A 12,649-nucleotide genomic window follows, 5' to 3' on the forward strand; every position below is an offset into this window, starting at 1 on the left:
TCTGGGAGAGGGCTGGGGTGAGGGTCTACGCCCGTTACCCGAACAACCGTGAGCGAGCGGTCTCGGCGATGGCGACGACGGCCGGATGCCGGAGCCGGCGTTCAACGGAGATGGCGTAGAAGCAGGTCTCGATGTCCTCGGTGCGGCCGATGACGGAGACGTTGAACTGGCGGGAGACCTCGGCCTCGATGATGGAGGGGGCGGCGAAGACGCCGTGGCCGCGGTGGCCGAAGGCCTGGAGGAGGGCGCTGTCGTCGAAGTCGCCGACGACGAGGGGGTGGACGCCCTGGGAGTCGAACCAGAGCTCGAGCGAGCGGCGGACGGAGGAGGAGTCCGAGGGCAGGAGCATGGGGGCGGCGTCGAGGGAGCGGGGAAATCCCTTGGAGAGGTGGGCGAATTTGGGGGAGGCGAAGAAGGAGACGCCGCACTTGCCGAGGAGGTGGTTGAAGGCGCGGATGCTGACGGGCTCGGAGGAGGGGGCGTCGGCGATGACGGCGTCGAGCTCGTGGAGGGCGAGGGAGGCGAGGAGTTGGGGGAGGGGGCCTTCGCGGCAGGTGATGTGGATGTCGGGGGAGACATCGAAGGCGGGCTCGAGGAGGCGTTCGGCGACGAGCTTGGGGATGACGTCGGTGACGCCGACGGCGAAGCGGAGGTGCTGGCCGGAGGGGAGGCCGTTGACGACGTTCTTGAGCTCGTTGCCGAGGCGGAAGATGTCCTCGGCGTAGCGGAGGACGGTACGGCCGACATCGGTGAGGACGAGGCGGCGGCCCTGGCGCTCGAAGAGCTTGTGGCCGAGCGACTCCTCGAGGAGTTTGAGCTGGGCGCTGATGGTGGGTTGGGCGAGGCGGAGTTCCTGGCTGGCCTTGGCGATGGAGCCGGCGCGGGCGACGGTCCAGAAATAGAGGAGGTGGTGGTAGTTGAGCCAGCTCACGCGAGGGGCCTCCGGGGGGATGGCGGAGATTTAATGGAGGAAACGCACGGGTGGTGCGTGGAAGGACGGAGGGAGGGAGGCCGGGCGTGCGAGCGGTAGAGGGGAAGGGGGAGAAGTGGAGGGGAGTTGAAGAACCAGCTTGACGGGAGGGCCGAGTCCCCGTAAATCGCCGTTACTTCGAGCGGTTGAGCAGCACGCCCAGGTAGCTCAGTTGGTAGAGCAGGGGACTGAAAATCCCCGTGTCGGTGGTTCGATTCCGCCCCTGGGCACAGAGATTCAAGAGATTTCAGGGCGTCAGGCTTCGGTCTGACGCCCTTTCTTTTTGCGGGCCTTGCCGTGATCCATCTCTGAGCCACTGGCGCACGTGGACTGCGCCATGAGCCACTGGGGATAAGCAGGGTGGCCCTGATCTCCCCTGCGCTCGCCGAGGATGCCCTCGGCGACTGCGAGCAGGGCGCTACTACGATTCGACGACACGACGCCACTTCGCGCCCGGGCACGTAGGCACGTCCGACGGCGAGGTGCCGGCTCGTCTATTAGGGCTCACGACCTGAGCGCAGCCTCTCGCGCGGCAACCCGTGCTTGAGCATGAACGCCGACTGCGTCCCCCTTCCGCCTCCCAGGCTCGCACCACCTCCGCTGCTATCTCCGGTGTCCACCTCGGCCGCCGCGCTGCTGCCAACCACGCTGGCTCTGAGCCTGCCCCGGTTTTGTGGACACACCTCATAAGTCGGCTACACGGGAGGTAGTGTTCATGGAGCGAAGGAAGAGGCGGAGTTTCACCCCGGAGTTCAGGGCCGATGCGGTCCGGCTGGTGCGCGAGGGCAGCAAGAGTCTGCCCCAGGTGGCCAAGGACCTGGACCTGACCGAGTCGGCTCTGCGCAACTGGATGCGCGAGGCCGACGGGGGCAAGAGCAAGGAGCCAGCAGGTGCGCTCTCCGCAGCCGAGCGGGAAGAGTTGGTCCGGCTGCGCAAGGAGGTGCGTCATTTAGAGATGGAGCGTGACTTTCTAAAAAAAGCGGCGGCCTTCTTCGCGAAGGAGACCTCGAGGTGAAGTTCGAGTTCATTGACGCGGAGAAGGCCCACTTCCCTGTGGACTTCATGTGCCAGCAACTGGGCGTGTCGCGCTCGGGCTACTACGCCTGGAAGGAGCGCCCGGAGTCCGAGCGGCACAAGGCGGACCGGGCTCTGGCCGAGGTGGTAACGCGGATACATCAGGACAGCCGCGGAACGTACGGCAGTCCTCGCGTCCACGCGGAACTGCGTGCCCGGGGGCAGCGCGTGAGTCGTAAGCGTGTGGCCCGGCTCATGAACGAGCAGGAACTGGCTGCTCGCAAGAGACGCCGCTTCGTGAGCACGACGGACTCACGCCACAACCAGCCCGTTGCCCCCAACATCCTCGAGCGCAACTTTTCCCCCGGCCAGCCCAATAGCACTTGGGCCACGGACATTACCTACGTGGAGACGAAGCAGGGCTGGCTCTACCTGGCCGTCGTCATGGATCTCTTCTCTCGCAAGGTGGTGGGCTGGTCCATGAGCGAGAACATCGACCGGCACCTGGTGCTCAACGCGCTCGACATGGCACTCAAGGGACGTCAGCCACCGCGAGGGCTGCTGCACCACTCGGACCGGGGCAGCCAGTACGCCAGCATCGACTACCAGCAGGAGCTGGCCGCTCGGGGTATCCAGTGCAGCATGTCGCGCAAGGGCAACTGCTGGGACAACGCCGTGGTGGAGAGCTTCTTCAGCAGCTTGAAGCAGGAACTCGTCTACACCACCGCCTTCGCCACGCACGAGCAGGCCCGGCTGGCCCTCTTCGAGTACATCGAGGTCTTCTACAACCGCCAGCGGCGGCACTCTTCGCTGGGCTACGTCAGTCCAGTGGATTTTGAGCTTGCGGCCTTACCGCAGAAGTCGGTATCTTAACCCTACTGTCCACGTAACCGGGGCAATCCCAGCTCCGTCTTCGTCGTCGCTGTGTCCGTCGTCATCGCGCCGCGCACTCTGCGGCCCCTTGCGCACCAGCACTACCTGGGCTGGAGCGGAGGCTTAAAGACCCTAACAAAACCGGCATTGCGCCCTGGCTTCTGGCTGGCGCAGCGGAAGCCGAGGCGGTTTTGTTAGTCACTCTTACGCTGCGCGACATGGTGGTGGGCCGCAAGAATCACTACGGCTCCAAGTCGCTGCGCGGCACCGAGGTAGCGGCCCTCTTCTACTCGCTGATTGAGACGGCCCGCCTGCGCGGTGAAGATCCGGGGCGCTACCTGCTACGCGCCGCGCTCGCCGCTATCGAGAATCCCGGCACCGTTACGCTCCCGTCCAACTCCGACTGACGTCTCCGCGCATTGCTTCGATGCCCGGCGGGCTCATCTCCGCCCCGTCCAGACGGGGCACGGCGAGCTATTACGAGCCAAGCCCGTGCCGCGCACCGCATGGGCGCGCGGCTAAGCAGGTCGCCAGAAGTTCCTGAACGAATTCGGAGCGGAGCCAGCAGCGAAAGGCCCTTCATTCGTCTTGGAACTTTTGGCTACCTACTTAGGGCCGGATGGCGGACCAGGGCTTCCTTCCCCGCTAGGCCCATGGCGACCTGCGCGACGTCATCACCCACCGCTACGCGGACCGGGCCGTCATCACCCTGGCCCCCACCGACAAACTGCTTATCGCCTACGGGCGGATGAAGCTCTACGAGGTCTCCCAGTTCCCAGTGCTCCAGGGCAACTAAGGTGGTGGGGATGATCGACGAGTCCGGCCTGCTGCTGGCGGCCGTCGACGACGAGACGCGCCTGCGTCAGCCGGTGCGCGACGTAATGTCCACGCGGCGCCACACGATGGGCGTGCGCACCCTGGTGCGCGAGCTGCTCCCCCTGCTCGATAAGGGCTTCGTCTCCATCGTCATGGACGGCGAGGAGTTCATCGGCCTCATCACCCGCATCGACCTGCTCAACCACCTGCGGCGCAAGCTGCGCTGAGCGGCGACCCAGTGCCCGCCAACGACAACAACCGGAAGCGGCTCTGATATGTTAGGCGGGTCAACAAGGAGGGGGATGTGGAACTCAGCGGGTCGGAGAAGGAACGCCTCCAGGAAGTGCTTCTCAGCGCTTTTCCTTCCATCATCAACCTGGAGCAGATGGTGATGCACAAGTGCAGTCGTCCTCTGGACGAGTTCACCTCGGGCGCGTTGAAGCACCGGGCGTTCGAGCTGATCAAGACGTCCGAGGCGGAAGGCTGGACCGCTGAGCTTGTCGCGGGTGCGTACGCCGCCAACCCGGGCAACACCAAGCTGTCCCACTTTCACCAGTGGTACCAGGCTTCGGTTCAGCGGAGCGTTCCTGGCCCGATGCTGGAGCGCATCGTGAGCCGGGCGAAGGGTTTCCTCAACCCGGCCATCTGGCGCAACAAGCTGGAGGAGGTCGAAGCCAGGGTGTGCCGTATCGAGCGAGCGAGCGGTGATGCCATCGGCACGGGCTTCCTCATCTCCCGAGACGTGGTCCTCACCAACTACCACGTCATCGCGCCCGAGCAACTCGGCCAGATCCAGGTCCGCTTTGACCACAAGCTCCTGCCCGGGCAGAAGGATCCGCTCAACCCGGGCAAGACCAGCCGCGTCACCCAGTGCATCGCGCAGAGCCCCTACAGCTCCGTCGACCTGAGCTACCCGAGACAGGGTGTACCCACTTCGACGGAGCTCGACTACGCGCTGCTTCAGGTCGAAGGAGCGCCCGGAGACGAGGTGCTGAACGGCCGGGCGCGCGGCTGGTTCGAGCTGCCGTCCCAGCCCCACTCCTTTGAGGCCGACTCGCTCGTCGTCATCGTCCAGCACCCCCAGGGTCAACCGATGAAGGTGGCCTTCGACACCTTCCTCGGCGGCAATGCGAACCGGACCCGCATCACCTACCGGACGAATACGGAGCCGGGCTCCTCGGGCTCGCCCTGCTTCGACGAGTCATTGAACCTCGTCGCGCTCCACCATAGCGGGGATCCACGCATGCACCTGCCCGCCGATTTCAACGAGGGCATTCCCGCCTCCACCATCCGTGAGAGCCTGAGCCAGGACGTGAGGAAACTCCTCGGATGGACCTGACCGGGCCACAACGCGAAAAGCTGGTGGAGGCGCTCACCAAGGCATTTCCCCGCCCGGCTGAGCTCGAACAGTTCACCCTGCACAAGCTCGACTTCCCCCTGATGGAGAACATCAAGGAGGCCGGCGTTCGCACGATGGTCCACGAGCTGCTCAAGTACGCCAGCTCCCAGAACTGGCTCGTGCAGCTCCTTCGGCAGGCGCGACGAGTGAATCCCGGCAATGCGGAGCTCCTGACGCTTGAGCAGGATCTGATGCCCCTCTTCTCCACCAGCCAGCTCCAGCAGCTCGAGGCGCTCGTCCAGGACTCGCAGCTCAATCGAGCGCGACTGGTGCAGCTCGCCCATCAGAGTGTGCCTCCGGGATGGCGGCCGTTTCCCGAGTTCGCGACCGACCAGGCCGCGGCACCACTCACCCTCTTCTCGCGGCTCATCGACAGCCTCTCCAGCGCCCATCGCCAGACGGATGGCTCCCACCCGCTCCTGAAGTTTATCGCGCAGCTCGCGAGCACCCTGAGCGGAACCGATGCCTCGGGCACAGCCCTCGCCGGGACGCTCCGGGACTGGCTGCTCCAGAATGCTTCGGGAATGACCGTTCCCGTGCCGGGCGCGGCGCCTCGTCGGCTCCGGGGCCTCCACCTCTTCGTGAAGTGTGACTCGGGTCTCCGCCCCTCCGTGGGACCGGAAGACCCGGTCTCCGTCACGGCGTGGCTGTGGTCCATTGGAATGGATCGCAAGCCCGTTTCCGAGATTCCCGAGCTGATCCTTGAGTGCACCGAGTGCCCGTTGAGCAAGGTGCCCGAGCGGCTGACCCAGATACGCAAGAGCGCGAGAGTGCTCGCGCTGCTGGAGGAGGCAGGGCAGCAGATGTCGGTCGAGGTCTGTCTGCGGCAGAACCTCCTCTCCATGGCCGTGGACAGCTGGCGCATCACCGTCGGCCGGACGCCCATCTCGCTTGGTTTCAAGCACCCAGTGGTCGTCCGCTCCTTCGAGCGACTCTACTTGCGCGACTCCGAGGACTTCAGGGACATCCTGGGCGAGTGGCAGAGCAAGTGGGATCAGTTGAAGATGCTCCCGGGAACGCCCGCCGCTTCACCCCTCCAGTGGATTGGTCCGGAGGATACCGGGGAGAGCCTCGTCGAGAAGCTCATGCAGCCTCATGTCCTCTGTGTGGTCATCCCCCGAAGCTGCGAGCAGGAGGTGCTCGAACGGAGCATCGATGCCGGAGCACCGGCCATGCTCTGGCTCCGGCAGGACGGGGTCACTCTGGAGGAAGCGAAGCGCTGCCTTGAGCCGCTCGTCTCGGGGACGCTCACCGAACTGCCCACGCGTGTTCACACGGCACGCCAGAAGACTGGCGAGGAGGGGAAGCTGGCGAAGCACCTCACCCTCCTATGGGATGACTACGATCGCCAGCCCCCCGATGTCCTGCCCTTCATTGCTCCGTCCAGGAGTTGAAAGCGAGAGAACCCATGACCGACTGGCGCATCTTCCGGGGACAAGAAGAGCCGCATGACCGCATCACGACGTCGCTGCCGCCCCCCCCGCGCTGGAGGGACTACAGCCAGAAAGTCCGCCGCGGCGAGCGGTATCGGCCGAGCGACGAGGAGATCCAGATGGTCAACACGGCCATCTACTTGCGACGCCCGCTCCTCATCACCGGCAAGCCCGGGACGGGCAAGTCCTCGCTCGCGTATGCCGTGGCCCGCGAGCTGAAGCTGGAGCCGGTCCTCGTCTGGCCCATCAACACGCGCTCCACGCTCCAGGAGGGCCTCTACCGCTATGACGCCGTGGGACGGCTCCAGGCGGCCTCCCTCGCCCAGATGCAGAAGGGGCAGGACGATGAGCCCCAGTTGCCCCGCATCGATCAGTTCCTGCGGCTCGGTTCCCTGGGGACGGCCATGTTGCCCGGCGAGCAGCCCCGCGTGTTGCTCATCGACGAGATCGACAAGAGCGATGTCGATCTCCCAAATGATCTGCTGCACATCTTCGAGGAGGGCGAGTTCGAGATTCCCGAGCTGGCCCGGCTGGGAGAGCTTGCGAAGCGTGAGCGGATCAGGCCCGCGGACAATGGGGAGCTGGTCTCCATTCCGGACGGTCGTGTGCAGTGCAAGGCCTTCCCCATCGTGTTCCTTACCAGCAACGGTGAGCGTGAGTTCCCCCCCGCTTTCCTCCGCCGCTGCCTCCATTTGAATCTTGCTGTCCCGGATGAGCAGCGGCTGGTGTCCATTGTCGAGGCGCACCTGGGCCCGGAGATCATCCAGGACGCCATGCCCCACATCCAGAAGTTCCTCGAGGCCCGGAAGAGCGGGGAGCTCGCCACGGATCAGCTCCTCAATGCCGTCTACATGGCCACGCGCCTGAAGGAGAAGGGCGCGGACATGTCGCGCGTCGTCGACTCCCTGCTCAAGAGCCTGCGCACCACTCCATGATCGACCGACTCCTGCGAGTCCTCGAGGCAGCCAACCTCGACGTCACGGCTGAGGAGCTCGCCGACGCCCTCTGGCTGGCGACCGTCCTCCCAAAGGGCGTGCGCCCCGCCTTCAGCCTCCCCTCGGAGCCCGCTGCTTCCGAGCAGGAGACCGCGGTGGAGGTGCCGCCGAATGCCCCGACTTCGCAGGAGCCAACGGTGGCGACGAGCGCCACCGCTTCCACCCCACCCTCGGCACTGGTGGTGCTGCCGGACGAGCAGCGACTCTCCATTCCAACCGTCCCGCTTCAGGTCCCCGCTGCCACGGCGCTGCCGCACGCCCTGGAGATCAGCCGTGCGCTGCGTCCCCTCCACCGGCGTGTGCCCTCTCGAACCGTGCGGCTCGTCGACGAGGCGACCTCGGCGGAACAGATCGCGGAGACGCGGGTCTGGACGCCAGTCCTCCGTCCCGCCCTGACGCGATGGCTCGACCTGGCCCTCGTGGTGGATGCCAGCGCCTCCATGGCCATCTGGCGCCAGACGGTGGCCGAGTTCCGTGACCTCCTGATGTTCCAAGGCGGTTTCCGGACAGTGCGGACCTGGCACCTTCCCACCAGCTCGGGGGAGGGAAGACTGCGCCTCCTGGCTGGGGTGGGCGCGGACGGCAGACCCCTCGTGGGGAGCGATCCCCAGGAACTGAACGACCCGAGTGGCCGGCGCTTGGTGATGGTGGTCTCCGACTGTGTCTCCCCAGGGTGGTACACGGGCGAGGTGCCCGAACTCCTCGCGAGCTGGGGACGAGCAGGGCCCGTCGTCGTGGTGCAGATGCTCTCGGAGCGGCACTGGAGTCGTACGGCCTTGCGCGGCGGGTCCGCAGTGCTCCTGCGAGCATCACGGCGCGGCACGCCGAACTCGCAGTTCCTGGTGACCCGGCTCTCCCGGCGTGCCCGGCAACCAGCACCGGCCGCTCCCGTCGTTCCCGTGGTGACCCTAGAGAAGGCCTCCCTGGGGGCATGGGCCAAGCTGGTAGCGGGCGGCGATACCTCCGTCCTGGGCTTCGAGCTTCATCGGGCACGCACCCTCCCCCCCGCGATGTCGCTTGAGGGGCCCTCACCGTCCGCGCTGGAGCGTGTTCAGCGCTTCCACGCGACGGCGTCCGCTCCTGCCCGGAAGCTGGCGGGCTTGTTGGCGGCGGTGCCGGTCAGCCTGCCCGTGATGCGCCTCGTCCGCGAGACCATGGTACCGGAGGCCCGGCAGGAGGACCTGGCCGAGGTGTTCCTGGGGGGACTGCTCCGGGAGCTTCCGGAACAGGATGCTTCAATGGATCCGGAGCAGAAGCAGTACGACTTCTGGCCCGGCGTGCGCGATCTCCTCCTCGACGCGGTTCCGGCGGGCAGCGCCCGCACCGTGCTCCTGCGCGTCTCGGACTTCATCGAGAGCCGGCTTGGTCATCAGACCCGTGACTTTCCCGCCCTGCTCGTCGATCCGACGAAGGACGCGACCGCCTTCGCGCAGCGCCACCGTGGCTTCGCGACGATCGCCGCGCACGTCCTCCTGCGCATGGGGGGGGCGTACGCCCAGTTCGCGCAACGCCTCACCCCCCATGAGTCCTCGTCGAGGCATGGCACGGTACGAATCGACTTCCACCAAGCCTATCGGGAGTTGCAAGTCCGCATCTTCGACAAGGCCTCCCAGGTCGTCGCCACCGGGCGAACCGGTGGGGAGTCGTTGTCCCTCGTGCTTTCCTACGGCCGCTACTCCGTCGAGCTCCCACTGTTGCAGCGACGTTGGGAGCTGGAGGTCAACGAGGACTCGGTGTCGATCAGGCTCGACTGGTCTCTTTCGGGACGACAGGTGCTCGTTGCCGGCACCGCGAGCCACGAACTCTCCAGGTCGGAGGTGTGGACGAGCGAAGCGCTGGGAGATCTCCTGGCCCGAGCGGGTCATGGACTGCTCACAGGAGGCCAGCGGGGCGTCGACCATGTGGTCGCGCGCGCCTACGTGGCGAGACTTCGGGAATCGGGCATCACTTCGATCGATGCGCTCGTCCACGTCATGACGGAGCACTCGCGACCCGACTTCGATCAGGGTCAGGTCATCGAGGTCCCTCTCGGAAGGAGCGATATCGATGAAACCCTTCGGCGCGCGGATGCCGTCGTGCTCATCGGTGGGGGGACGGGTACTTTCGAGGTGTACCGACGTGCGCGGACAGCGGGCATGGTTGTGCTGCCCCTGCGCGCGACAGGAGGAGCGGCCGCGCAAGCCTTCGAGCATCTCTGGGCCGCCAGTCCCCGAGACGTCCGGCCGGGCCTTGAGCCATTTCGCGAGCGCCTGGGGTCGTCCGCGGAGGCACGCGTCCGGGCCGAACGGGTCATTGCCTACCTTCACGCTGCCCTGAACCCGCGAACCACCCACCGGTGGGTGTGGCTCCCAGAGGAGGTCGCGACGCGGCTCCGCCAGCTGGGGAGGGAATACGAGCAATTGCGAGAACAGTACCCGGCGGGGCTGGAGCGCACGCGCTTGATGAACGAGTTCGTCGGGCGTGTCGTCGCGCAAGCCGGCTCGTATCCACTGCCCGCCGCGGACGAGCTCGCCCGAACGATGAAGGGGGCCGGGCCTGGAGACCGGATAGTGCTTCTCGGGCTCATGTTGGTCCATACGGGGCCGAGCTCCTTCGAGGCTCTGATCGACATCCTCGCCCAGAGCTTGAGCCCCTTCGAACAGTACACGGCGCTCCGAGTGGTGGGAGAGATGCTGCGGTATCTCGGTCGCAAGCAACTCAAGCAGCTCAGTGACACCCTGATGGAGCTGCGTGCCACCAATGCGCTCCAGATCAACGAGGATGACACGAGAGCGAGCCCGTTGACCACTTACCTCGCCAGCATCCTACGGATGGAATTGCTCTCTCCCCGCGAGGAAGTCGAGACGAGCGGCGCCTCGGAAGAGTTCGAGCGCGAGGAACTCATCCGCATCGTTCGGGAGCAACTCCCCGACGTCGAACGGGACATCGTGAACGCGCTTCCCGGCCTGCTTGTCGGACAGGCCTTTACGCAGAGCCACTTCCAGGAGGACCCCCCCGAGGGCACTATCTCCGCGATTGGCAGGGTTCACGTCGAGGTGAACTTCTCGAGCATCCAGCGAATGGGGGCAACGGCCGCGACGCTCACCGCCAGATGCCTCCTCGAGAATGCAGCGGTCGAATTGACTTACCCGGATTCCTCGGGGCGGACCTCGGCGTCGAGGAGCCTGAGCGTGCTGGTCGAGGTTGATCTCGAATTGGAACCCCACGACGATGCTCCCGCCTCCATCTCCGGCGTGTTCATCAATGAGGTCAGGGGTATCGAAGTCCGAGATGAACCGGCGGAGGAGCAGTCCAAGGAGTCTTCCGCTGCGGACGACGCGCCACCGCATGAGCAGGAACTCATACTGACAGGTGCCCAAACTCAGGAACTCCAACAGGCCCTTCTCAGTGCGTTCCGGTCGAATAACCAGCTGACCCAGATGGTGCTCTATCGCCTCGGGTTGAACCTCGCCGCCATTGTCTCGCCAGGGCCTCTCGCCTCGGTCGTGTTCCAACTCATCCAGTGGGCCGAGGCCCATGGACGGCTGCGGGAGCTCGTCGCTGGGGCGCTTGTGGACAACCCGGGTAACCGCACGTTGCGTGATTGTGCGGTGTGGCTGGGGCTGTCGAGCCCTCCGGCTCCAGGGACCACCGCGACCCCGGTGACCCCGCTCGCTCCGGCGGCGAGTCCGGAGCGTACGAAGAACAAACCGCCCGAGCTCTTCTACGCGTATTCCCGTAAGGACGAGAAACTGCGCGGCTTCCTGGAGACGCACCTCGCGCGGCTCAAGCGTCAGGGCGTCATCAAGGAGTGGCACGACCAGCGGCTCAGCGCCGGGCAGGAGTGGAAGACGGAGGTTCTTGCCCATATCGAGCACGCGGACGTTATTCTGCTGCTCGTGAGCGCGGACTTCCTCGCATCCGACTTCCTCGACTCCACCGAGATGCAGCGTACGTTGGATCGCGAAGCGGCGGGCGAGGCGCTCGTTATCCCCATCATCCTCCGTCCCTGTGATTGGAAGGACGCACCCTTCAGCAAGCTCCAGGCCCTGCCGAGGGACGCGAAACCGGTGACGAGCTGGGGCAACCGTGAGATGGCTTTCGGCAACATCGAGCACGGCATCCAGACCGCTATTGCGAACTGGAAGCGCCAGCGCTGAACCGTGCTCCAGCCAAAAAGCCGTCCCGTCCCCTGCCCTCGTGCGGCGCCTTGATGGTCCGTACCCTTGCGCCTCCAACAAATCGGTACGCCACTCAAGTGGGCGGGGGTCGCGATGAATCAGGGCGCTGAGGGAGCGGCGGGGGCCGCCGGGACGGACGTGGCCATTCATCGGCGAGGAGATCGTCGTACTCTTCAATGCCTTGCAGTACGCGAAGCGGGGCTTCCAGGTGGTCCTACTCGACAACGTGCGAGGGCAGAAGCGCAGCTTCAAGGTCGGCGAGTCCTTCCTCTTCACCAACCCCTTCCTGCGTACGGTGCGCGGGCTGGATGAGTTCGCCGGGGAGTGATTCCCAAGCACGGGGTGTGGTTCACCTACGGCCTAAGCCATCGGAACTAAGTTCTTTCAGGGGTAGCATCGCCGCTTGGCAGGAGCGAGGCGCGGCGATGTCCCTTGAGCAGCGTAGCATCCGGCTGACCCCCAAACAGAGGCTGGTACTACAAAGGGTCACGAGGCAGAGGGGACAGGGAGAGGGTGGCACTGCGGGCCACCGTCGTCCTGCTGAGTACGCAGGGGCAGAGTGCAGCCATCATTGCCGCGACCTTGGGGCTGACGGCGCGCACGGTGTACGAGTGTTGTCGGCGCTGGCGGCAGCACGGGCTGCTGGGGCTTTCGGACGCCCCGCGCTCGGGCAGGCCCAGGCAAGTAGAGGCCACCTACCTGCGGTTGCTGCTACGCACAGCGGAGTCGGACCCACGCCAATTAAACTTCGCCTTCACTCGCTGGACGCGTGCGCGCCTGGCGGAGTACCTGCGGCAGCGTACGGGCGTTGACGTCAGCCCTGAATGGGTGGGCCACTTGCTGCGCCAGCATGGGTACGTGTGGCGCCGCGCCAAGCCCAGTCTCCGATTCCCCCGGGGGAATCGCGCGGATCTGGGCGCGCGGTTGCCTGCGGAGGCGATCGGCTACCGGCGCGTGAGGGCGGGTTCCGATAAAAGCGCGTAAAGTCC

Annotated in this window: 10 protein-coding genes and 1 tRNA gene; 10 read left to right on the forward strand and 1 reads right to left on the reverse strand. The window is 65.8% G+C overall.

What is annotated here, in order from left to right:
• Positions 1–34: 34 nt before the first annotated feature.
• Positions 35–931, reverse strand: a complete 897-nt coding sequence (gene nhaR / locus Q664_RS31110) for a transcriptional activator NhaR (protein WP_043403727.1) — start codon at positions 929–931, stop codon at positions 35–37.
• A gap of 196 nt (positions 932–1,127) precedes the next feature.
• Here nhaR and Q664_RS31115 point away from each other — a divergent pair.
• From Q664_RS31115 to Q664_RS63010, 10 genes are all read left to right on the forward strand, one after another.
• Positions 1,128–1,200 (forward strand) — tRNA-Phe (locus Q664_RS31115).
• A 485-nt stretch (positions 1,201–1,685) separates the two neighbouring features.
• Positions 1,686–2,857 (forward strand): IS3 family transposase gene (locus tag Q664_RS31125; RefSeq protein WP_152622440.1). Its coding sequence is split into 2 segments (ribosomal slippage): positions 1,686–1,941 and positions 1,941–2,857, totalling 1,173 coding nucleotides; the frame shifts between segments, so codons are not numbered across the junction.
• Positions 2,858–3,048: 191 nt separating this feature from the next.
• Positions 3,049–3,264 carry a hypothetical protein gene (locus tag Q664_RS31130; RefSeq protein ID WP_152622441.1) on the forward strand — a complete coding sequence of 72 codons (216 nt, stop codon included), beginning with the start codon at positions 3,049–3,051 and terminating at the stop codon, positions 3,262–3,264.
• Between the two features lie 399 nt (positions 3,265–3,663).
• Positions 3,664–3,900 (forward strand): CBS domain-containing protein, encoded by a 237-nt coding sequence (locus Q664_RS61365; RefSeq protein ID WP_043403732.1) that lies wholly within the window; start codon positions 3,664–3,666, stop codon positions 3,898–3,900.
• Positions 3,901–3,977: 77 nt separating this feature from the next.
• Entirely contained in the window at positions 3,978–5,012 is a 1,035-nt protein-coding gene (locus tag Q664_RS31140; RefSeq protein WP_043403734.1) for an effector-associated domain EAD1-containing protein, read from the forward strand.
• Entirely contained in the window at positions 5,003–6,466 is a 1,464-nt protein-coding gene (locus Q664_RS31145) for a VMAP-C domain-containing protein (protein WP_043403736.1), read from the forward strand. The genes Q664_RS31140 and Q664_RS31145 overlap by 10 nt, the downstream gene beginning before the upstream one ends.
• A 14-nt stretch (positions 6,467–6,480) precedes the next feature.
• Positions 6,481–7,440: an AAA family ATPase gene (locus Q664_RS31150; RefSeq protein WP_043403738.1), complete on the forward strand. Its 960-nt coding sequence runs from the start codon at positions 6,481–6,483 to the stop codon at positions 7,438–7,440.
• Positions 7,437–11,639, forward strand: coding sequence for an SAV_2336 N-terminal domain-related protein (locus Q664_RS52910; protein ID WP_052518892.1), 4,203 nt, complete (start codon positions 7,437–7,439; stop codon positions 11,637–11,639). The genes Q664_RS31150 and Q664_RS52910 overlap by 4 nt, the downstream gene beginning before the upstream one ends.
• A 202-nt stretch (positions 11,640–11,841) precedes the next feature.
• A complete protein-coding gene (locus tag Q664_RS59420; RefSeq protein WP_160174536.1) occupies positions 11,842–11,988 on the forward strand; it encodes a hypothetical protein in 147 nt (48 codons plus the stop codon).
• A gap of 185 nt (positions 11,989–12,173) precedes the next feature.
• Positions 12,174–12,644, forward strand: a complete 471-nt coding sequence (locus Q664_RS63010) for a helix-turn-helix domain-containing protein (protein WP_052518893.1) — start codon at positions 12,174–12,176, stop codon at positions 12,642–12,644.
• Positions 12,645–12,649: the final 5 nt, after the last annotated feature.

The organism is Archangium violaceum Cb vi76 (assembly GCF_000733295.1).
Lineage (GTDB): Bacteria > Myxococcota > Myxococcia > Myxococcales > Myxococcaceae > Archangium > Archangium violaceum.

Excerpts from the sequence above, each read along its gene's own strand:
- Q664_RS61365 (WP_043403732.1), top strand. The coding sequence starts at position 3,664 with ATGATCGACGAGTCCGGCCTGCTGCTGGCGGCCGTCGACGACGAGACG.
- Q664_RS52910 (WP_052518892.1), top strand. The coding sequence starts at position 7,437 with ATGATCGACCGACTCCTGCGAGTCCTCGAGGCAGCCAACCTCGACGTC.
- Q664_RS31150 (WP_043403738.1), top strand. The coding sequence starts at position 6,481 with ATGACCGACTGGCGCATCTTCCGGGGACAAGAAGAGCCGCATGACCGC.
- Q664_RS31145 (WP_043403736.1), top strand. The coding sequence starts at position 5,003 with ATGGACCTGACCGGGCCACAACGCGAAAAGCTGGTGGAGGCGCTCACC.